This is a genomic window from Plastoroseomonas arctica (genome assembly GCF_018128965.1).
GTDB lineage: Bacteria > Pseudomonadota > Alphaproteobacteria > Acetobacterales > Acetobacteraceae > Plastoroseomonas > Plastoroseomonas arctica.
Map to the genome: position 1 here is coordinate 47,265 of NZ_JAAEDH010000017.1, position 21,682 is coordinate 68,946.

Annotated in this window: 17 protein-coding genes; 12 read left to right on the top strand and 5 right to left on the bottom strand. The window is 70.1% G+C overall.

Features of this window, described 5'->3' with window-relative positions:
* Nucleotides 1–2: 2 nt before the first annotated feature.
* On the bottom strand, nucleotides 3–2,297 hold the full coding sequence (locus GXW79_RS14765; RefSeq protein WP_211875175.1) for a Hint domain-containing protein: 2,295 nt from the start codon (nucleotides 2,295–2,297) through the stop codon (nucleotides 3–5).
* Between the two features lie 655 nt (nucleotides 2,298–2,952).
* On the opposite strand from GXW79_RS14765, the gene typA reads away from it, so the two are divergent.
* The 3 genes from typA to GXW79_RS14780 all read left to right on the top strand — a co-directional run bounded on the left by typA (nucleotide 2,953) and on the right by GXW79_RS14780 (nucleotide 5,439).
* Entirely contained in the window at nucleotides 2,953–4,782 is a 1,830-nt protein-coding gene (gene typA / locus GXW79_RS14770) for a translational GTPase TypA (RefSeq protein WP_211875176.1), read from the top strand.
* A gap of 101 nt (nucleotides 4,783–4,883) precedes the next feature.
* Complete coding sequence (locus GXW79_RS14775) at nucleotides 4,884–5,093, top strand: hypothetical protein (RefSeq protein WP_211875177.1); 210 nt, start codon at nucleotides 4,884–4,886, stop codon at nucleotides 5,091–5,093.
* A complete protein-coding gene (locus tag GXW79_RS14780) occupies nucleotides 5,068–5,439 on the top strand; it encodes a PIN domain-containing protein (protein WP_211875178.1) in 372 nt (123 codons plus the stop codon). Before GXW79_RS14775 ends, GXW79_RS14780 begins: the two co-directional genes overlap by 26 nt.
* 4 nt (nucleotides 5,440–5,443) lie before the next feature.
* On the opposite strand, the gene GXW79_RS14785 is transcribed toward GXW79_RS14780, so the two are convergent.
* Nucleotides 5,444–6,007 carry a Yip1 family protein gene (locus GXW79_RS14785; protein WP_211875179.1) on the bottom strand — a complete coding sequence of 188 codons (564 nt, stop codon included), beginning with the start codon at nucleotides 6,005–6,007 and terminating at the stop codon, nucleotides 5,444–5,446.
* Nucleotides 6,008–6,191: 184 nt separating this feature from the next.
* Between GXW79_RS14785 and GXW79_RS14790 the strand changes: the two genes are divergently transcribed.
* Nucleotides 6,192–7,484, top strand: coding sequence for an AmpG family muropeptide MFS transporter (locus tag GXW79_RS14790; protein ID WP_211875180.1), 1,293 nt, complete (start codon nucleotides 6,192–6,194; stop codon nucleotides 7,482–7,484).
* Between the two features lie 109 nt (nucleotides 7,485–7,593).
* On the opposite strand, the gene GXW79_RS14795 is transcribed toward GXW79_RS14790, so the two are convergent.
* Entirely contained in the window at nucleotides 7,594–8,577 is a 984-nt protein-coding gene (locus GXW79_RS14795; protein ID WP_211875181.1) for an adenosine kinase, read from the bottom strand.
* 100 nt (nucleotides 8,578–8,677) lie between these two features.
* On the opposite strand from GXW79_RS14795, the gene GXW79_RS14800 reads away from it, so the two are divergent.
* The 6 genes from GXW79_RS14800 to GXW79_RS14825 all read left to right on the top strand — a co-directional run bounded on the left by GXW79_RS14800 (nucleotide 8,678) and on the right by GXW79_RS14825 (nucleotide 13,097).
* On the top strand, nucleotides 8,678–9,355 hold the full coding sequence (locus GXW79_RS14800; RefSeq protein ID WP_211875182.1) for an EI24 domain-containing protein: 678 nt from the start codon (nucleotides 8,678–8,680) through the stop codon (nucleotides 9,353–9,355).
* Between the two features lie 173 nt (nucleotides 9,356–9,528).
* Nucleotides 9,529–10,170, top strand: coding sequence for a bactofilin family protein (locus GXW79_RS14805; RefSeq protein ID WP_211875183.1), 642 nt, complete (start codon nucleotides 9,529–9,531; stop codon nucleotides 10,168–10,170).
* 55 nt (nucleotides 10,171–10,225) lie between these two features.
* Nucleotides 10,226–10,720 (top strand): hypothetical protein, encoded by a 495-nt coding sequence (locus GXW79_RS14810; RefSeq protein WP_211875184.1) that lies wholly within the window; start codon nucleotides 10,226–10,228, stop codon nucleotides 10,718–10,720.
* Nucleotides 10,721–10,771: 51 nt separating this feature from the next.
* On the top strand, nucleotides 10,772–11,695 hold the full coding sequence (locus GXW79_RS14815) for an AEC family transporter (RefSeq protein WP_211875185.1): 924 nt from the start codon (nucleotides 10,772–10,774) through the stop codon (nucleotides 11,693–11,695).
* A gap of 38 nt (nucleotides 11,696–11,733) precedes the next feature.
* Nucleotides 11,734–12,696, top strand: a complete 963-nt coding sequence (locus tag GXW79_RS14820; protein WP_211875186.1) for a Bug family tripartite tricarboxylate transporter substrate binding protein — start codon at nucleotides 11,734–11,736, stop codon at nucleotides 12,694–12,696.
* Between the two features lie 122 nt (nucleotides 12,697–12,818).
* Nucleotides 12,819–13,097 carry a hypothetical protein gene (locus GXW79_RS14825; protein WP_211875187.1) on the top strand — a complete coding sequence of 93 codons (279 nt, stop codon included), beginning with the start codon at nucleotides 12,819–12,821 and terminating at the stop codon, nucleotides 13,095–13,097.
* Nucleotides 13,098–13,118: 21 nt separating this feature from the next.
* Here the strand turns inward: GXW79_RS14825 and GXW79_RS14830 are convergent, their stop codons facing one another.
* Together GXW79_RS14830 and GXW79_RS14835 are read right to left on the bottom strand one after the other, a co-directional pair.
* Complete coding sequence (locus GXW79_RS14830; RefSeq protein ID WP_211875188.1) at nucleotides 13,119–13,535, bottom strand: DUF488 domain-containing protein; 417 nt, start codon at nucleotides 13,533–13,535, stop codon at nucleotides 13,119–13,121.
* Entirely contained in the window at nucleotides 13,532–15,832 is a 2,301-nt protein-coding gene (locus GXW79_RS14835) for an NADP-dependent malic enzyme (protein ID WP_211875189.1), read from the bottom strand. Before GXW79_RS14835 ends, GXW79_RS14830 begins: the two co-directional genes overlap by 4 nt.
* 114 nt (nucleotides 15,833–15,946) lie before the next feature.
* Here GXW79_RS14835 and mutS point away from each other — a divergent pair, with 114 nt between their 5' ends.
* Both mutS and GXW79_RS14845 read left to right on the top strand, forming a co-directional pair.
* On the top strand, nucleotides 15,947–18,664 hold the full coding sequence (gene mutS, locus GXW79_RS14840) for a DNA mismatch repair protein MutS (RefSeq protein ID WP_211875228.1): 2,718 nt from the start codon (nucleotides 15,947–15,949) through the stop codon (nucleotides 18,662–18,664).
* Nucleotides 18,661–21,453: a [protein-PII] uridylyltransferase gene (locus GXW79_RS14845; RefSeq protein ID WP_211875190.1), complete on the top strand. Its 2,793-nt coding sequence runs from the start codon at nucleotides 18,661–18,663 to the stop codon at nucleotides 21,451–21,453. The genes mutS and GXW79_RS14845 overlap by 4 nt, the downstream gene beginning before the upstream one ends.
* Nucleotides 21,454–21,682: the final 229 nt, after the last annotated feature.

Here is a 21,682-nt window from a genome sequence, read left to right on the forward strand (position 1 = left end):
CCTTACCCCGCCGCGCGGAACCCGGTGAGCGCGTCAAGCCCGACCAGCAGGCGCGCTGGCACCTGGCGACGCGCCTTGGCCCGCGGGCGCGCCATCTCCGGGATCGAGGGCAGGTGGCCATACAGCGCCTCGTGCTCGGACCAGTTGTCGAAGGCGCGGCGCCCGACATTGTCGACGAAGGTTTCGGCGGGCACGCCCTCGGCCAGGACCAGGGCATGCGCCGCCAGTTCGACGTGATGGTAGGTGAAGCGCTCCGGCACCGCGTGCTCGCGCAGGATCGTCACGCCGTTCACCAGCGCGCCGGCCTGGACCAGGACCCCAGCCACCAGGATGGCGTGGTCGGGGGAGACCAGCAGGTCGTGCTCCGGCAAGCCTGCGCCCAGCCCACCCGCGCGGATGCGCACCGGCAGCACCCGCAGCGGCTCGCCGAAGCGGGTGGACACGGTCTGGCGGCCCATCCAGCGCACCGGCGCGGGGCCGCCTTCGAAGGTCAGCACAAGATCGCCGATGGCCAGGGTCTCGACCGCGCGCGGGCCGTCGGGCGTGGCGATGCGCGTGCCCGGATAGAAGCAGATCACCTGCTCCACGCCGGTGGCCCAGACCACGGCATCCGGGCCGGCGCCGAAGCTGTAGGTGGTGAAGCCGCCGCTGGTACCGGTCGTCCATCTGCCGGCGCCGAGGTCGAGCGTGTCGTTGCCGGCACCGCCATCGAGCGTCATCCGGCCAAGCGAGGCGCCGTTCACCCGGATGCGGTCGTCGCCGTCATTGGCCTGCACGCTGTCCTGGCCGCCGCCGCCGAGGATGCTGTCGGCGCCGCTGCCGGCGGCGACCAGGTTGTTGCCCAAGCCGCCGAGCAGGGTGTTGGACCCGGACGCCACGACCAGGGTGTCGTTGCCGAGGCCGCCCTCCTGCCAGTTTCCGCCGCCGCTATCGGCGAGCAGGTCGTTTCCGGCGCCGCCGAACAGCGAGTCGGCGGTCGTGTTGCCGAACATCGTGTCGCTGCCGCTGCCGCCGAGCGCGGCCTCGAAGCAGAGCGCACCGCCCGCGATGGAATCGCTGAGCCCGGAGGCGGTCCCGCCGCCCCCCAGGCTCAGAGTGACGTCGGCCGTGATGTCCGCGTAGCTGAGCGTGTCGGCGCCGGCGCCACCGATCAGCGTGTCGATGCCGGCACCGCCTTGGACGAGGTCGTTGCCCTGGTCTCCGTCGATGCGGTCGTTGCCGGCATTGCCGAGCAGCGTGTTGGCGCCGGTGTTGCCCAGGATGGAATCGGCGCCGCTGCCGCCGATCACGCCGCCGAACAGTCCGGCGAGATTGTCGCCCTCGGAGGTGGTGAACGCCGTCAGGTTCACCGTCTGGCCGCCGCTGTCATTGGCGATGCTGATGAGGTCGTTTGCGTCGCCGACCAGGCTGTCCACGCCGGTGCCGGCCTCGAGCGTGTCGCTTCCGGCCCCGCCGGTCAGCGTGTCGGTGCCGATGCCGCCCAGCAGGCTGTCATTGTCGGCGCCGCCATCGAGGCGGTTGTTGAACCCCGCGAGGTCCACCAGCGTGTCGTCGCCGGCGCCACCGGACAGGCTGTCATTGTTGTTGCTCTGGCCGCTGACGCCACCGGTGAGGCTGTCATTGCCGTCGCCGCCATCGAGTGTGTTCTGACCGCCCACCGTGGGTGTCGGGGCCGCAGAAAGCGTGTCGTTGCCCTCGCCGCCTGACAGGAGGTTCCGCGCCGTACCGCTGGTCGCGCGGTCGACGATCACGTCGTCGCCGCCGCCTCCAAGCATGGAATCATTGCCCGCGCCGCCCGCCAGGCTGTCATTACCGAGGCCGCCATCGAGCGAATTGTTGCCCTGGACCGACTGCAGCAGCGTGTCGTCGCCGCCATTGCCCATGATCGTGTCGTTGAGCACCTGCCCAGTGAGGCTGTCGTTGCCGGACCCGCCCTCCAGCGCCTCGAAGGAGGAGCCAGCGATCGAGTCGCCCTGCGCATCGCCGCCGGTCGCGGTCCGGTCGGCGGTGTTGATGGTCACCGTGACGCCCGCTGTATCAGCGGCGTAGCTGAGCGTGTCGGACCCTTCGCCGCCCACCAGCGTGTCCTGCCCGGCGCCGCCGGTGATCAGGTCATTTCCGGTGCCGCCATCGATGCTGTCATTGCCGTCGCCGCCATAGAGGCTGTCATTGTCGGTGGTGGACGTTCCCGCGTTGGACCCACGCAGCGTGTCGTTTCCGCCCAGGCCGTAGATCAGGTCGGACAGAACGGTCCCGAATGTGTCGCTGTTGCCGCCGTCGAGTGTCCAATCCGCCATCCGAGCGCCCTGCCGATCGACGCGCCTCGCCGGGCGAGATGCCCGGCCTGCGCCTGCATCCAGGGAACGTAACTATGATTGGTAACGCAACCCTAAATAGAAGATTATTTCCGATTTTCCCGTTTACGACATTTCGTCACAGGCAGCCATTCGTTGAGGTGGGAATTCAGAAGTATCTGCGACAGTTCGCCAGCGCTGCGCACGATGATCCACTTCTTGCCCTCACTGGACATGACAGGCTGACCCGCACCGCCGACGGCAACGACACCCTATCCTGTGGCATAGAGGCGCTGACTGGCCGCTTGCCTTCCATCCCGGAGATGCCGCGCCCCGGGGCGAAGGCGCGTCGCCAGGTGCCGACCTATGTGCTGGCCATGCTCGAAGCACCCGTGCGGCGCAGCCGGCTAGGGTGAGCGTCAGGGCAAGCTCGTGCTCCGGGTGGCGGGTGACCCCCGCTGACAAGGCCTGCCGGATCAGGCACTTGGCGCCGGGGCGCGATGCCTCGCCGACTTCTCGCTCGCTTTTCCCTCCGCACCCGCCTATAGCCGCGCCAACGACCAATCCGCACCCCAGGGGGAGGCCACCTTGTTCCATCGGGAACCAGGGGCCTTCCTTTCGCCCATGATGGGGGTGCCAAGACCGAAAGCGTGCCCCCATGGAACTCCGCAACGTCGCCATCATCGCGCACGTCGACCACGGCAAGACCACCCTGGTCGACAACCTGCTCAAGCAGGCCGGCGCCTTCCGCACCAACCAGGTGGTCGCCGAGCGCGCGATGGACCGCAACGACCTCGAGCGCGAGCGCGGCATCACCATCCTGGCCAAGTGCACGGCCGTGGAATGGAAGGGCGTGAAGATCAACATCGTGGACACCCCCGGCCACGCCGATTTCGGCGGCGAGGTCGAGCGCATCCTGTCCATGGTCGATGGCGCCATCGTGCTGTGCGACGCCGCCGAGGGCCCCCTGCCTCAGACCAAGTTCGTGCTGACCAAGGCGCTCGCGCGCGGCATCCGCCCGATCGTCGTCATCAACAAGGTGGACCGCGCCGACGCCGACCCGCACGCCGTCCACGACCAGGTCTTCGACCTCTTTGCCGCCCTGGGCGCGGATGACGACCAGCTGGATTTCCCGATGCTCTTCGCGTCCGGCCGCCAGGGCTGGGCGGACACCTCCATGGAGGGGCCGCGCAAGGACCTCTCGCCGATGTTCGACCTGATCCTCAAGCACGTCCCGGCGCCGGGGAAGAACCCCGACCTCCCCTTCGCGATGAACGCCGCGATCCTTGAGGCCGACAACTTCCTCGGCCGCATCCTGACGGGGCGCATCGAGCAGGGCACCGCGCGGCTCAACATGCCTGTCCGCGTGATCCATTCCGACGGCACCATCGTCGAGACCGGGCGCCTGACCAAGCTGCTGACCTTCTCGGGCCTGGATCGCGTCGTCGTCGACAGCGTGACCGCCGGCGACATCATCGCCATCGCGGGTCTCGAGAACGCGACCATCCCGGACACCATCGCGGACCCCTCCGTCACCGAGCCGCTGCCCGCCATCCCGGTCGACCCGCCCACGCTGGCGATGACCTTCCGCGTGAACGACGGCCCGTTGGGTGGCCGCGAGGGCAAGAAGGTCACCTCGCGCCAGATCCGCGACCGCCTGCTCAAGGAGGCCGAGGGCAACGTGGCCATCAAGGTCCGCGTCAGCGAGGAGGTGGACGCCTTCGAAGTCGCCGGCCGCGGCGAACTCCAGCTCGGCGTGCTGATCGAGCAGATGCGCCGCGAGGGCTTCGAGCTGACCATCGGCCGCCCCCGCGTTCTGACCCGCGAAAACCCCGAGACGGGCGAGCGCGAGGAGCCCTTCGAGGAAGTGCTCGTCGACGTGGATGAGGGCTATTCCGGCGTGGTCGTGGAGAAGCTGTCTATCCGCAAGGGGCAGATGCAGGACATGCGGCCCTCGGGCGGCGGGAAGACCCGGCTGACCTTCCTGATGCCCTCGCGCGGGCTCATCGGCTACCACGGCGAATTCATGACCGACACGCGCGGCACCGGCATCATGAACCGCATCTTCGCAGGGTTCCAACCTTGGGCCGGGCCGATCGAGGGGCGCCGCAACGGCTCGCTGATCTCCAATTCGGACGGCGAGGCGATCCAGTACGCGTTGTTCTACCTGCAGGACCGCGGGACGCTGTTCGTCGATCCGGGCCAAAAAGTCTATGTCGGGCTGATCCTGGGCGAGCATTCGCGCGAGAACGACCTCGACGTGAATCCGATCAAGGAGAAGAAGCTCACCAACATCCGCGCCGCCGGCAAGGATGAGGCGCTGCTGCTGATCCCGCCGCGCCGGATGAGCCTGGAGCAGGCGATCGCCTACATCGAGGATGACGAGTTGGTGGAGGTGACGCCCTCGGCGATCCGGCTGCGCAAGCGGCACCTGGATCCGAATGAGCGCAAGAAGGCGAGCCGACGCGGTCAGAGCGAAGCCGCGTAGAGGGAAGCAAGGTCGAGGGGCGCTGCCCCTCGAGCACCCCGGCAAGAACCTCAGCTTCTTGCATCTCCGAGTTTGATGGCACCCAACCCGGCCGCTACCATATGATCGGCGAGGATGGTGGGGAGCTTCAGCTCTCGATCGTCGATGGCGAATTGCGGGCGATGACGCCGAAGGCCGCTCGCATGGCCATCCAGCAGCACGTTGGTACGCTCGAGCCACCTGGCCTGTCCATGGTCGATGAACTGATCGCCTATCGCCGCGCCGAGGCCAAGCACGAGTGGGCGATTGACCGTCCGGTCGCTGCTGGATAGCTCGGCCATCATCGCCCTGTTGCGCCGGGAACCCGGCGGCAGCGTGGTGGAGGAAGCACTCGAAGATGCAGCAATGTCCTCCGTGAATGCGGCGGAAACGGTGTCCATCCTTATCCGCTTCGGCGATGACCCGTCGCGCGCGGAGCGCTACCTCATTGACCTCGGCCTGCCGATCATTGCCTTCGACGCTGCGCAATGGGCTTCCACGGGCACCCTGGCGGCACGCAATAGGGGCGTGCTTTCGCTATGCCTGGCAACAGCCGCATCCCTGGACATTGCCATCCTCACCGCGAACCGTGCCTGGGCGGGCCTCGGCCTCACCCAGGACATCCGGCTGATCCGCTGAAGCCTCAGAAGCGCAGCGCGTTGGCGACGGCGCCGATCACCAGGAAGATCACCAGGGCCACCACAAACAAGACGATCGTGAACACGATCGCCTTGTCTTCGGGCACCTTCACCACGGCGATGGCGCCAAGGTAGTAGAGGTAGATGCTGTACAGGCCGAGCAATGCGGCGAGGAAGCCGATGCCCGGGATCAGCAGGAACACGCCGGCGAGCCAGCTCGCGGTGGGCGCATAGGCGGCGAGCTTCATGGCCGGCAACTCGGCATCGCTGCCGCCGAACTTCGGCGCCAGGATCGGGATGATCTTGGCCATCACGAACACCGCCACCAGGCTCAGCACGTAGCTCACGACGGTGGAGACGAGGAAGCCGGGGACCAGCACCATGGCGCCGCGGAACATGCCCAGGAACAGTGTGAGACCGATGAAGCCGCAGACCGCGGGGATCGCCGCCATCAACATCACGTAGCCGGTGAACAGCTGCTTGGTATCGGTTGGTTCGAGCGAGATCACCGCCCATTCCGACTTCGGCGTCATGATCAGATTTTTCGCGCGCGTGACGATATCAACCATGCTCACATCCCCCGTTCGACAAGACACCGGCCCGTGCCGCTCTCAGAACAACCTTGCCTGGGCGGCTCCGCGCGGCGCAAGGGTGGAACCAGGGGCGGCAGAGGAATTTCATGCGCCCTTCGCCTTGGGCGATGCCGCGCCGGGCGCTCTGGCCCAGGCGCCGGGCATCTGCCAGCGTCGCCCGATGCCCGATTCGCCTGACCCTCCGCGCACCAGACCGCTGCAGGACCGCCGCTACGCGGTGCTCTTCGCGCTGGGCTTCTCGGCGGGATTGCCGCTGCCACTGGTGGCCGGCCAGGTGCTGCGGCAATGGCTGGCGGAAGCCGATCTGTCGCTGGGCACCATCGGGCTGACGGCGCTGATCGGGCTCGCCTACGCCTACAAGTTCCTCTGGTCGCCCGCACTCGACGCGATGCGGCCGCCCTTGCCTGGGCTTGGCCAACGACGCGGCTGGCTGCTGCCGATCCAGAGCGCGCTGGCGCTGAGCATCGCGGCGATCGCACTGACCGACCCGCGCGATGCGCTCACCGCGATGATCCTGGTCGCCGTGGTGGTCGCCTTCCTTTCGGCCAGCCAGGACATCGTCATCGATGCGCTGCGCATCGAGATTCTGGCCGAGCGCGAGCAGGCCTGGGGCCTGGCCGCCTATGTGTGGGGCTATCGCCTCGCACTGCTCGTCGCCGGCGGCGGCACGCTGTTCCTGGTCGCGCCGATCGGCTGGGGCGCGGCCTATGTGGTGATGGCGGCGCTCATGGGCGTTGGCATGGCGGCGACGCTGGCCGCGCGCGAGGCGCCGGCCCGCCGCATGCCGCCGATGGGGTTTGCGGCGCGGATGCGGGTCTCGGTGATCGAGCCCTTCGCGGATTTCACCCATCGCCCGCTCTGGCTCGCGATCCTGTTGTTTATCGCGCTGTACAAGCTGGGCGAGGCGCTGGCGGGGATCATGACCACGCCCTTCTATCGCGCGCTCGGCTTCACGCGGGAGGATGTGGCGACCGTCGCCACGGTGTTCGGCCTGGCGGCGACGCTGGCCGGCGCGCTGGCGGGCGGCTGGCTGGTCGGGCGCATCGGCACGGCGCGCGCCCTGGTGCTGACGGGCCTGGGGCAGATGCTGTCGAATTTGATGTATGTCGCACTCGCCCATGCCGGGCATTCGATGCCGATGCTCTATGCCCAGGTGGGGGTCGAGAATTTCACCGACGGCCTGGCCGACGCGGCGTTCCTCACCTATCTCAGCGCGCTGACGAATATCCGCTTCACGGCCACACAATATGCGCTGCTGTCCTCGCTCGCGGCCTTGCCGCTGCGCACGCTCGGCGCCTCGGGGGGCTGGCTCGCGGAATGGCTCGGCTGGCCGGATTTCTTTCTGCTCACCACCGCGGCCGCGCTGCCGGCGATGGCGATCATGCTGTTCCTGCTGTGGCGCATGCCCCCGCCCAAACGCGCGGGCCCCGAACCCGCAGCCTCATCTGGATGACCTTTCCGGCCCACCCGCGAGCTCGAATGGGTGAATGCCGGCAGACCGGCGAGGCGAGCCGCCGGAGGGTACGAAAACGGCAGCCATTCTTCATGGCCGCTCCTCACCCTCAGATGCCGATGAGCGCCTTGAGATCCGCCTGCGGACGCGCGCCGAAATGGCTGATCACCTCGGAGGCGCAGATCGACCCCCAGCGCCCGCATTCGCCCACCGGCTTGCCGCGCGTGAGTGCGGCGAGGAACCCCGCCGCATAGGCATCGCCCGCCCCCGTCGAATCGACCACCGTGGTCGGCACCGCCGGCACCGTAACGTGGGTCGTGCCCTCGATGACGACGGAGCCCTTCTCGCTCCGCGTCAGCGCGGCGAAGGCGGTGTCCTTGGCCGCGAGGGCGGCGGCTTCCTCGAAGCTCGCCACCTCGTAGAGCGCGAGTACCTCGGCCTCGTTGGCGAACAGGATGTCGGCCTCGTTGCGCACGAATTCGCGGAAGGCGGCGCGGTGGCGCCCGACGCAGAACGGGTCCGAAAGGCTAATCGCGACGCGACGCCCCGCGGCGCGGGCCATGCGCGCGGCGCGACGGAAGGCGGCCTGCGCCGCCGGCGGGTCGAATAGGTAGCCCTCGAGGTAGACGACCATTGCGGCGGCGATGGAATCCTGGTCGAGGTCGCCCTCACCGAAGGTCACGCAGGCGCCGAGAAAGGTGTTCATTGTCCGCTGGCCATCGGGCGAGACCAGGATCATGCACCGCGCGGTCGGCGCCCCGCCGACCAGCGGGGGCGTCGGGAAATGCACGCCCACGGCCGTGATGTCGTGGCGGAAGGTCGCACCCAGCGCGTCATCGGCCACCTTGCCGAGAAATCCCACCTTGGCACCCAGCCCGGCGGCGACCGCGCAGCTGTTCGCGACAGACCCGCCGCTGCTTTCCACGCCGGGGCCCATCGCGGCGTAGATGCGATCGGCGGCCTCGGCATCGATCAGCGCCATCGACCCCTTGGTCATGCCGTGCAAGGCGAGGAATTGATCCTCGGTGCGCGCCTGGACGTCGAGGATGGCGTTGCCGATCCCGAGGATATCGAGCGAAAGCGGAGTGGCCATGGCGCCGAACCCTTGCAGAGACGATGTCTTGATGAAACGGGGCCGGGCCATTGCGCCCCGGACGCCCAGGGGATAGGGCCCCCGCAACGGAAGAGCAACCATGCCGCGCGCCATCCTGCTTGCCTTTGCCCAGTTGGACGACCCCGCCTTCCGCGCGCCGATCCTGTGGGGCGTGCTCGGCGCCGTCGTCGCCCTGTTGGGTCTCGCCGGTCTCGCGGCACTCGGCCTGGGCTGGGCGCTGGAGGGCTGGCCGGGCTGGCTCACCGCCATCATCCAGTTCGCCGGCGGCGCCGCCACGCTGCTCCTCGCCTGGTGGCTGTTCCTGCCCATCGCGGTGATGATCGCGAGCGGCTGCGCCGGCCCGGTGGTGACCGCGGTGGAGCGGCGCCACTACCCCCACGTGGTGCCGGCCGGCGGCGCCCCGCTGCTGCACCAGGCCTGGTGGGGCGTGGTGTTCGGGCTGCAGATGCTCGCGCTGCAGATCCTGTTGCTGCCGCTGGTGCTGTTCGTGCCGCTGCTCGGCGCGGTGCTCGCCTTCATCATCAGCGCCTATGCCATGGGCGTGGGCTTCTTCGAGGCGACGGCGCAGGCGCGCATGGGCGTGGTCGAGGCACGCGCGGCCCGGCGCGCGCGGCGATGGCAGGTTTGGCTGCTCGGCGCCGCGCTCGCGGCCCTGGCCGCCGTTCCGATCCTGAATCTGCTGATCGCGGTGATCGGCGTCGCGGCGTCCGTGCATCTTCTGCATGGCGGGCGGCGAGCGTTGCAGGACCGGCGATAAGGGCGATTTCGGGCCTTGGGCGGTTGTCCCAGGCGCGGGTCGCGTGGTAGCCCGGACTGGCGATGGGGGCCGGAGTCCTGCAGCCAGGGGTGCAGGGGTCCGCATCGGCGCTTGAGGGGGCGCGCAACACAGTGTGCCCCGTAGCAATCCGACAGCAATTTTGGGGGACGAACATGTCCATCTTCCGCAGCCGCCGCGACGACACACCCGGTGCCGCAGCCAATGAACCCGCGCCCGCACCCGCGACCGTGCCGGCGAACCGCGATCAGGACCTCACCATGCCGCCGTTCCGACCAGCCGCGTCCGCCCCGGTGGCATCGCTGCGCCCCGCCGCACCGGTGATGCCGGCGGCCCCGCCCGCGCGCGGCACCATCCCCGGCGCGCCCGCCCCGGCACCGCGGGGCCCGGCGGGCGCCGAAGCGGGTGAGCGCCGCACCCTCATCGTCGGCAAGGGCATCAGCCTGCAGGGCACCGTCGCCGATGCCGAGCGCCTGGTCGTCGAGGGCACGGTCGAGAGCCAGATGATCCAGGCCCAGCAGCTCTATGTCAGCCATTCGGGCGTGTTCAAGGGCGAGGTCCAGGTCGAGGAGGCCGAGATCGCCGGAGTGTTCGACGGCACCATCACCGCCAATGGCAGCCTCACCATCCGCGCCACAGGCAAGGTGCTGGGTGTTGCGCGCACGAAGCGGCTGTCGGTGGAGGAGGGCGGCCAGCTCTCCGGCCGTATGGAGATGCTGACCGACGGGCCGCAGCCGCGCCCGAGCTTCCCCGCCGCGGCGCCGGTCCTGGCGACCCGCGACGGCGGCGAGAGCTGAGCGAGAGGCCAGCCCCGCGCGGCAGCCGCGCGGGGCCGGCCCGGATGCGCGTCTGATGCCGCCCTGGTTGCGATTCGTGCCGGTGCTCGCGCTTGCCGGTTGCGCGACCGGCGAGGATCCGGGCGCTGCCATGCAGGCGGCGCTCGACAGCAATCGCGCGAGCCTCGGGGCGATCCAGCCGCAGCCATTGCGACCGGTGCCCGCGCAGAGCGCGCCGGCCCCGGCCGCGCCGGTGACGGCGAGCGCACCCATCGCGGCCACGACGCAGCCGACGCCTTCATCCATCGGCGGCGGCGCGCCGGATACCGCGGCCGCCCTCATCGGTGCCGATCCGGACACGGTGCTGCGCATCCTCGGCCCGCCGCGGCTGCGGCGCAGCGAGGGCACCAGCGAGATCTGGCTCTATGCCGGGCCTGACTGCCACCTGGACCTGGTGCTCTATGCCGAAGCCGAGGGCGCCCGGGTCGCCCATGCCCAGGCGCGGGCCGATGGCGCCATTCCGCGCACTGAGACGGAGTGCCTCGCCGGCATCGCCCAGCGTGGCGTCTGAGCGGCGTCGCGCCGGCGGCGCGCGCGCAGTTGCGCGCAGGCGCGCGCGGGCATGAGCGCCTGGCTCGATGCCTTCGTGCCCTGCTTCGGCCTGCTCGCGCTGGGGGCGCTGCTCAAGGCGCAGCTGCTGCCCGACGACCGGGTGTGGGCCGGCATGGAGAAGTTGGTTTTCTGGGTGCTGCTGCCGGGCCTGATCGTCTCGGCCCTCGCCGAGGTCGACCTCTCCCGCCTGCCGCTGGGGCCGATGGCGGCCACCATCTGGGTGGCGCTGCTCGCCGGCACCGCGATCAGCGTCGCCCTTGCGCGACTGCTCGGCCAGGGGCCGGCCGCGCTCACCTCGGTGGTGCAGGGGGGCATCCGTTTCAACAACCTGATCGGCTTCGCGATCGGCGGCGCGCTGTTCGGCACCGAGGGCCTGGCACTCGCCGCCGTCGCGACCGGGCTGATCGTGCCCTGCGTGCAGCTGATCACGGTGCTGACCTTCGCGCTGGTGATGCCGCCCGTGGGTGCCGCCCGGATCGCGCCGCTGCGAATGGCGCTGCAGGTGCTGCGCAATCCGCTGATGCTGGCTTGCATGATCGGCTTCGTCCTCGCCGCAGTCGGCGGCCTGCCGCCGGGGGTGAAGCCGATGGTGGCGGCCCTGGGGCGCGCCTCGGTCGCGCTGGGACTGCTTTGTGTCGGGGCGGCGCTGTCCGTCGCGAGCTTTTCCGACCGCCTGCCGGTGCAGGCCGCGACCGGCATCCTGAAGCTGGTGGTGATGCCGCTGCTCACCTGGACCTGCGCGATGGCCTTCGGGCTCGATGGGCTGCCGGCGCTCATCGCCATCCTGTTCATGGCGCTGCCGACGGCGGCCACCAGCTACGTGATGGCGCGCGCGATGGGTGGCGATGCGCCGCTGATCGCCGCCATCACCACCACCGAGCATATCGCCGCACTGGTCACCCTTCCCGTCTGGCTCATGCTTCTCAGCCGGTGACCGCGCAGCCAGACTGCGCGGGTGGCGAGGAGGTGGCGATGGTTGGACGGCGCGGCGCACTGGCGGGGATCGCAGGCCTCGCATCCGGCGGCGCCCGGGCGCAGGGCTTTCCGGAACGGCCGCTGCGCTGGCTGGTCGGCTACCCGCCGGGCGGCGCCTCGGATGTCTTCGCACGGCTGATCGCGGGGGAGATGGGGCCGCGCCTCGGGCAGCCGGTGGTGGTGGAGAACCGCCCCGGCGGCGGCGCCGTGCTCGCGAGCGAACTCGCCGCGCGCGCTGCACCCGATGGGCACACGCTGCTGCATGTGGACAATGGCATGCTGGTGGCCAACCCCGCGCTGTATGCTCGCCTGCCCTATGACCCTGACCGCGAATTGTCGGGCGTGGGCTTCATCGGTCGCTTCCCGTTGTTCATCGTGGTGCGGCCCGACAGTGCGGTTGCGGATTTCGCCGGGCTGCTCGCCGCGGCAAGGCTGCGCCCGCCCAATTACGGCACGCCGGGCATCGCCTCCCCGCACCACCTGGCGATGGAGATGGTCAAGCGGCGCAGCGGGCTCTCGGCCGAGCACGTGCCCTATCGCGGCGGGCCGGCCGCCATGCTGGACCTGCTGGCGGGCGCGCTGGATTGCGTGGTGATCGATTGCGCGACCGGGCTGCCCTTCATCCGCGACGGCCGGGTGCGTGCGCTCGCGGTGCTGAGCGAGTCGCCCTCGGCGCAGGCGCCCGGCGTGCCGACGCTGCGCTCGCTCGGTCTTGCCGATGCCATCGCCTATGGCTGGCAGGGGATGAGCGTGCCGACCGGCACGCCGCCGACGGCGATCGCGCGCTTGCACGCGGTGCTCGGCGCCGCGGTCGGCAGCGATGCGGTGGCGCGGCGCATGGATGATCTCGGCATTGAGCGCGCGGTCATGTCGCCGCCGGAATTCCAGGACTTCGTGGCGGGCGAGGCCGCGACCTGGCGACCGCTGATCCGCGCACTGGGCATCCGGATCGATGGCTGAGACACAGCGGCCGTACCAGGCGACCCGAAGATCACGGTTTCGCGCCAGTTTTGTCAATCGCATTGCCGTGGCGCGTGCCGACGCCCACTGATCCCCCGGTCGCATCCGGGAGAGCCTTCATCATGCTGCGCGCCATCCTCATCGCCTGCCTCCTCGTCGCCGCGCCGGTCCTGGCGCAGGAACGCGTCGAGCCCGTGCCATCGTCACCCTCGGCAACGGAGCGCGCCGCCGCCCGCACCGGGGGCGGCATCGACCGCACGGCGCGACGCACTGGCAATGCGCTGGGTCGCGCGACGAACCGCACCGGCGCAGCCCTCGGTCGCGCGGGGCGCTGGACCGGGACGCGGCTGAACCGCGCGGCGCGCCGCACCGAGGCGCGCGTCGGCAGCGCGAACCGCTAGGGCCGCACCGATCCCGAACCGCTACAGGTGACGGATCGGCAGTCCGACTGCTTCGGCCACCAGGGTGCGGTGGCAATGCGCAGGGTCGGCTTCGAGGCACAGCAGGCACACCCGCTCGGCCCGCGCCCGCGCACCGAGCCGCGCCAGCGCATCCTGCTGTTCGGCGCCGCGCAGATGGACCGCGAAGATCTCCCGCATCACCGCCGGGCGGCCGGCACGCACCGCGGCGCGACCCTCGGCGGGGGTACCGAGCAGCTTCTCGTGCACATAGGTGATCCCCGCCCCGGCCAGCGCCTCCGAGAGCGCGCGCTTGGCGAAGCCCGGCTTGCGGCTATTGGCCAGCGCGCGGACATCGACGAGCGTCTGCACCCCCGCCCCCCGCAGCGCGCCGATCAGCCCGGCGGGCGTGGTGTTCTCATAGCCGATGGTGTGGATCACCGCGCAATGGCGGCGTGCGCGGCAAGGCACGCGACATCGAGCACCTGGTTCACGCCGGCCTGCATCGGCACGATCTGCGCCGGGCGCGAGAGACCCAGCAGAAGCGGGCCGATCACTGTCGCACTCGTCAGCTGCGGGATGGCGCGGGTGAGGATATGCGCCGCGTAAAGTCCCGGCATGATCAGCACATTGGCCGGGCCGGTCAGGCGGCAGAAGGGATACAGCGTCTCGCGCAGCGTCGGGTTCAGCGCCACGTCGGCGGCCATCTCGCCATCATGCTCGAAATCCACGCCGGTCTTGTCGAGCAGCTTCACGGCGTCGCGCACGCTGCCCGGGATCACGCCCTTCGGGTCTCCAAAGGTCGAGAAGGAGAGGAACGCGACCCGCGGGTGCAGGCCCAGCCGGCGCGCGGCGACGGCCGATTGCCGCGCGATCTCCGCGAGCGTAGCCGCATCGGGGCGTTCATGAATGGCGGTGTCCGCCACCAGCACCGTGCCCGAGCGGCGCGTGACGATCAGCGACAGGCCGAACAGCACGCTGCGCGGCAAGGGGTCGATCGCCATGGTGATGCCCTCCAGCGCGGCCGAGTAGCTGCGGGTGGAGCCCGTGACCATCGCATCCGCGTCGCCGGCGGCGACCATGCAGGCGGCGAAGACGTTGCGGTCCTGGTTCACCAGGCGCTGGCAGTCACGCATCAGGAACCCGTCGCGCTGGCGCTTGGCATAGAGCGCCTCGGCGTAGCGGATGTTGGAGGTGGACAGCCGCGCATTATGGATCTCGATGCCGTCCGGCAGCGGGATGCCGAGCGTGGCGGCCACCGCATGGACGCGGTCCTCGCGCCCGATCAGCACGGGCGTGCCGTAGCCCGCGTGGCGGAAGGCGATGGCGGCGCGGATGGTCTTTTCCTCCTCGCCCTCGGCGAAGACCACGCGCTTGGGATTGGCGCGCACGGCTTCGGCGATGGCTTCCAGCGCGCTCGCCGTGGCGTCCAGCCGCCCGGCAAGGTCGCGGGCATAGCGCGCGAGGTCGGGGATGGGCTTGCGCGCGACGCCGGACTCCATCGCGGCCTTGGCGACGGCGGGCGAGACGCGCGCGATCAGGCGCGGGTCGAAGGCATTGGGGATGATGTATTCCGGCCCGAAGCGCAGCGCGCGCCCGGCACCCGCACCGGCCACCTCCTCGGGCACGTCCTCGCGCGCGAGAAGCGCCAGCGCATTGGCCGCGGCGATCTTCATCGCCTCGTTGATGGTCGATGCCCGCACGTCCAGCGCACCGCGGAAGATGAAGGGGAAGCCCAGGACGTTGTTGACCTGGTTGGGATAGTCCGAGCGGCCCGTCGCGATGATGCAATCGGGGCGCGCGGCCTTGGCCTCGTCGGGCGTGATCTCCGGGTCCGGATTGGCCATCGCGAAGATGATGGGCGCGGGGGCCATCGCGCGCACCATGTCCTGCGTCACCGCGCCTTTCGCGGACAGACCAAAAAAGCAATCCGCCCCTTCCAGCGCCTGGGTCAGCGTGCGGGCGTTGGTGTCCACCGCATGGGCGGATTTCCACTGGTTCATGCCCTCGGTGCGGCCGCGATAGACCACGCCCTTGGTGTCGCACATGATGACGTTCTCGGGCCGCATGCCCATCGCCTTGAGCAGTTCGGCACAGGCGACCGCGGCGGCACCGGCGCCATTGATGACCAGGCGCGTCTTCTTCAGATCCCGCCCTGTGAGGTGGGCAGCGTTGATGAGGCCCGCGGCGGCGACGATGGCGGTGCCGTGCTGGTCGTCATGGAAGACCGGAATGTCGAGCAGCTCGCGCAGCCGCTGCTCGATGATGAAGCATTCCGGCGCCTTGATGTCCTCCAGGTTGATCCCCCCGAAGGAGGGCCCGAGGTAACGCACGCAGTTCACGAAGGCGTCCACATCCTCGGTGTCCAGGCACAGATCGATGCCGTCGACATCGGCGAAGCGCTTGAACAGCGCGACCTTGCCCTCCATCACCGGCTTCGATGCCAGCGCGCCAAGATTGCCGAGGCCGAGTACCGCCGTGCCGTTCGAGATGACGGCCACGAAATTGCCCTTGGACGTGTAGTCATAGGCGAGCGCGGGATCGCGGGCGATGTGCAGGCAGGGCTCGGCCACACCTGGCGAGTAGGCGAGGCTGAGGTCGCGCGCGGTGACCAGTGGCTTGGTCAGGCGTATCTCCAGCTTGCCGGGGCGACCCTCGGCGTGCATCGCCAGGGCTTCCTCGCCGGTGACGCGCGCGGTGCGGCTGTCAGGGGTGGGCAGGATCTTGGTGTCGTCCATGATTTTGGCGCGCTCCCCGGCGGCAGATCGTATGAACGCCGATGATGGGCTGCGCGGCGAGCGTGCGCCACTCCCTCGCTTCGCAACTGCGGCATGAGGCTGTATCCGTGGATGATGGAGCCGCAATCCCCGCGCGCCGAGGGCGCCCACGTCCCGCGCGCCGAGGGCGCGACCCCCGCCATGGCGCAGTGGTTCGCGATCAAGGCCGTGCATCCGGACGCGCTGCTGTTCTTCCGCATGGGCGACTTCTTCGAGATGTTCTTCGGCGATGCCGAGGCCGCCTCCGCCGCCATCGACATCGCGCTCACCTATCGCGGCGAGCATCGCGGAGCCCCGATCCCCATGTGCGGCGTGCCCGCCCATGCGCATGAAAGCTACCTGGCGCGGCTGATCCGGCGCGGCTTCCGCGTCGCCATCTGCGAACAGATGGAGACGCCCGAGGAGGCCAAGGCCCGCCGCGCGCCAACCATCCGCCGCGAGGTGGTGCGGATCGTCACCCCCGGCACCGTCACGGAAGAATCGCTGCTCGAGGCCGGACGGCCGGCCTGGCTGCTCGCCCTCGCCGATGACGGTGCGCGCATCGGGGCCGCCTGGCTCGACGTGTCGACCGGCGCCTTCCTCACCGAGGCGCTGCCCCGCGCCGGACTCGCCGCGCTGCTGGCGCGCATCGAGCCGGCCGAGATCATCGTCCCCGAGGCGCTGACCGATGATGCGGCGCTGGCGCCGTTCCGCGCGCTGGTCGCCGTCGCGGTGCCGGCCGCCGACCCGGTGGCGCGGGTCGCGGATGCATTCGAGGTCGCGAACCTCGACGGCTTCGGCACCTTCGCCGCACCCGAGATCGCGGCCGCCGCCCTCGCGCTCGACTATGTCCGCGCGACCCAGGCGGGGGTGCTGCCGCGCCTGTCGCCGCCGGCGCCGCAGGGCGGGCGGGGCTTGCTCCAGATGGATGCCGCGACGCGCCGCAGCCTGGAGATCCTGCGCGGCGAGCGCAGCGCGCGCGACAGTCTGCTCGGCGCGGTCGACCGCACCGTGACCGCCGCCGGCGCGCGGGAGCTGGCGACGCGGCTCGCAGCACCACTGGCCGAGGCCGCGCCCATCATCACGCGGCAGGATTGCGTGGCCTTCCTCCACCAGGCGGGCGAGCTGCGCGTAGCCTTGCGAACAGCGCTGAAAGGTGCGCCGGACATGGCGCGCGCGCTGGGACGGCTCTCGCTGGATCGCTTCGCGCCGCGCGACCTCGCCGCCATCCGCGACGGATTCGACCGCGCCGGACGCATGGCCGAGGCGCTGGTGAACGCCGTCGGCATGCCCCCGCTGCCGCCCCTGCTGCGCGCCGCCGCCACGTCGCTCGCCGAGCCCGGCCCGCAGCCCGAACTCGCGCGCGCGCTGGCCGAGACCCTGCCGGCGCGGCTGGAAGATGGCGGCCTCATCGCACCGGGCTATGACGGCGAATTCGACGCGCTGCGGCGCCTGCGCGACGATGCCCGCGGGGCGATCGCGGCGATGCAGATGGACCTCGCGCGCGCCTGGGGCATCGCAAGCCTGAAGATCAAACACCACCAGCAGTTCGGCTACCTGGCCGAGGCGCCGCTGGTCGCCGGCGAGGCGCTGCTGCGTAACGCCCCCAGTGGCGAACACGCGCCCATCCATCGCCAGACCATGGCGAGTGCGATGCGCTTCACCTGCACCGCACTCGCCGATCTCGACCGCAAGCTGTCCGAAGCGGGGGAGCGCGCGAAGCAGCGCGAGCGCGCCATCGCCCAGCACCTGCGCCGTCTCTGCCTCGATGCCGGGGCGCTGATCGCCGCCGCGGCGGACGCCATGGCCGAATGCGACGTGCACGCTGCCGCCGCCGAGATCGCCGTTGCGGGCGGATGGTGCCGGCCGGAGCTGACGCAGCGCACGGAATTCGCAGTGACCGCCGCGCGCCATCCGGTGGTGGAGGCCGCCCTCGCCCGCGCGCGCGGGCCGGCCTTCGTGCCCAATGACGGCGATCTGTCCGCAGGGCGCCGCCTTTGCCTGCTCACCGGCCCGAACATGGCAGGCAAATCCACCTATCTGCGGCAGAACGCGCTGCTGGTGGTGCTCGCGCAGGCCGGGTTCTTCGTGCCCGCCGCCTCGGCCACGCTCGGCATCGTGGACCGGATCTTCTCCCGCGTCGGCGCCTCGGACGACCTTGCCGGCGGCCGTTCCACCTTCATGGTCGAGATGGCCGAGACGGCGGCCATCCTCAACCAGGCGACGGATCGCTCGCTCGTCGTGCTCGACGAGGTCGGACGTGGCACCGCCACCTGGGATGGCCTGGCCATCGCCTGGAGCGTACTCGAGGCGCTGCATGACCGCATCCGCTGCCGCGCGATCTTCGCGACGCACTTCCACGAGCTGACCGCGCTCGCCGGCAAGCTGCCGGAACTGACACTGGCGACCATGCAGGTTCGCGAATGGCGCGGCAGCGTGGTGTTCCTGCACTCCGTGGGGCCGGGTGCCGCCGAGAAAAGCTGGGGCCTGCACGTCGCTCGCCTCGCCGGCGTGCCGCGCGGCGTGGTGCTGCGCGCCGAGGCGGTGCTGCGCGCGCTGGAACAGCGGGCGCGCGGGCTCGATCCGCTATCCGATGAACTGCCGCTGTTCGCCCGTCTCGCTTCGCCGCAGTCCCAGGGGGGGCCGCAACCCCAGGGTGCGGAGCCACCGGCCCTTGTTGCGCTCAGGGCGCTCGATCCCGATACGATGTCCCCGCGGGAGGCCCAGGAAGCACTCTATCGCTTGAAATCGCTTGCCGAGAGCACCGCAGCCCTTGGCCCCGCTGTGGATGACACGATAGTGTCGCGTGAATGACCGCCAGCCGCACCGCATCCCCGCGGGTGTCGCCGCCCGACACCGCAAACAACGCGGCGCCGGGCGATGATCACCCCGATGTCCTTGCCGACCTCATCGCCTCCCTGCTGCCCGGGGATGTGCCCGTCGGGCGTGACGTCGCACTCGGGCTGCTCCGGCGGCACCTGGGGCGTATCCATGCCCAGGTGCAGCAGCGCTTCGAAGCCAAGGCGCTGGGCGGCCTCGCCTCGGCACGGTGGATGGCCGCACTCACCGATACGCTGATCCGGTCGATCTACAGCTACGCCGAAGCCATGGTGCCGCACGCGAAGGAACAGGACGCGCCGTTCTGCCTGGTCGCGACCGGCGGCTATGGGCGTGGCGTGCTCGCGCCCTTCTCCGACATCGACCTGCTCTTCCTGACCGATGACGAGATGACCCCGCGTGGCGAGCGCGCCGTCGAGTTCATGCTCTATCTGCTGTGGGATCTTGGCCTCAAGGTCGGGCACGCCACCCGCAGCGTCGCCAATTGCCTCGACGACGCCAAGGGCGACGCCACGGTGCTGACCGCCATGCTCGACGCCCGGCGCCTCGCCGGCGATGCGGGCATCTTCGCGCGCTTCACCCAGCGCTTCACCAAGGCGCGTGGCGAGTGGGGCTTCGGTCATTTCCTCGCGGCAAAGCGCGCCGAACGCGCGAGCCGCCACGCGCGCTACGGCGACAGCCCCTTCCTGGTCGAGCCGCACCTGAAGGAAGGCCGCGGCGGGTTGCGCGACCTCCAGACGCTGTATTGGCTCGCGCGCTACGCCTTCGGCGTGCAGCGCATGCCCGAGCTGGTGGGTGCGAACGCGCCGGGGGGCGGGCTGATCACCGAGGAGGAGGCGAGCGCGATCCGCCGTGCGTGGGACTTCCTCTGGACCGTGCGCTTCCACCTGCACCTGGTCGCAGGGCGCGCGGAGGAGCGGCTGACCTTCGACTTCCAACCCGTTGTCGGCGCGCGCATGGGCTACACGCGCCACGGCAAGCAGGATGGCGTCGAGCGGTTCATGAAGCACCTCTTCATCACCGCGCGCGATGTGGCCCGCTTCACCCGGATGCTCGAACCCGCCATCGAGCGCGCCGCGCTTGGCCTGCCCGCGGTACTGCCCGCACCCGACAAGGCGCTCGCCGAGGCCGGCTTCGCGCTCGCGGACGGCAAGCTGATCGCGGCACCGGGGTTCGACTTCCGCGAGAAGCCGGTGCTGATGCTGCGCCTGGTGAAGCTCGCGCGCGACCGCGGGCTCGACATCCATCCGCTCGCCTTCCGCGCGCTGATCCGGCAGTCGCGCCACGCGGTGCGGCTGCGCGGCGACCCGGAGGCGGGGGCGATCTTCCTCGACCTGCTGTGCGGCCGCGATGCCGCCGTGTGGCTGCGGCAGCTGAATGAGGCGGGGTTCCTCTCGCGCTATCTGCCGGACTGGGCGCGCATCGTGGGGCTGATGCAGTTCGACACCTATCATGTGTTCACCGTCGACGAGCATACGGTCGAGGCGATCGGCGTGCTGGGGCAGCTCGATCGCAACGAGCTGTCGGAAATCGCGCCGGTTGCGAGTGAGCTTCTGGCGCAGCTGCAATCGCGCCGTGCGCTGTATGTGGCGACCCTGCTGCACGACATCGCCAAGGGCCGCGGCGGCGACCATTCCGAACTGGGCGCGGTGGTCGCGCAGGAAGTCTGCCCCAAGCTCGGCCTGACGCCGGAGGAGACGGAGACCGTCTCCTGGCTGGTGCTGCACCATCTGCTGATCAGCCAGACCGCGTTCAAGCGCGACATCGAGGACCCCAAGACCATCCTCGACATCGCGGAGGTGGTGCAGTCGCCCGAGCGGCTGCGGCTGCTGCTGGTCCTCACGGTCGCCGACATGCGCGCCGTCGGGCCGAAGGTGTGGAATGGGTGGAAAGCGACTTTGCTGCGCGAGCTGTACTGGCGCGTGGCGGAAGTGCTCGCCGGCGGGCTTTCGGTGCCGGAGCGCGACGTGCGCGTGGCGCGGGCGAAGGATGCGGTGGCGTCCCTTCTAAAGGGCCGGCCGAAGGCGGAGGTGGAGCGCTATCTCGGCCTGGGCTACCCCGGCTACTGGCTCAGCTTCGACCCGCAGACCCATGCGCGCCACGCGACGATGGTGGCCGAGGCGGCCAGTGGCCACACCCCGCTCACCGTGCGCACGCGCGTGCTGGAAGCGCGCTCCGTCACCGAGGTGACGGTGTTCTGCACCGACCATCCGGGGCTGTTCAGCAAGATTGCCGGTGCGCTGGCCGTCGCCGGCGCCTCCATCGTCGATGCGCGCATCCACACCATGACGGACGGCACCGCGCTCGACACCTTCTGGGTCCAGGATGCATCGGGTGCGGCCTTCGACCAGCCGCATCGCCTGGCGCGGCTGTCGGTGCTGATCGAGCAGTCGCTGTCGGGCCGGCTGAAGCTCTCCGACGAGATCCGCAAGGTGCGGCGCGAACCGGCGCGGCTGCGCGCGGTGACGGTCCCCCCCCGCGTCGTGATCGACAACCACGCGAGCAACACGCACACGGTGATCGAGGTGAATGGGCGCGACCGGCCGGGGCTGCTGCACGATGTGACGGCGGCGATCAGCGGCCAGGGCATGCAGATCGCCTCCGCACACATTACCACCTATGGCGTGCGCGCGGTGGACGTCTTCTACGTGAAGGACGTGTTCGGCCTGAAGATCGAGAATGACCGGAAGCTGGCGCAGCTGCGGGAGGCGCTGGTGGATAGCCTGCTGCCGCCGGAGGTGGTCCCGGCGGTGGCGGCGAAGTAGCGCCCGGGACAGCCATGGCCGCGTGGGGGCGTCGTCACTTCAGGATTGCGGTAAGGAAGTAAGGAAATCTTACTCACGCGTTTTTCCACATATCATTGAATTTTCGTGTTTTCCTGTGCGAAAATCAGTGTTCCTTACTTTCTTACCCGCATCGCACACCCACCGCAGAGCGGTGCCGTCGACCGCCGCAGGATAGCCGCTGACCGGCCGAACCGGAAGGATTTTCGTC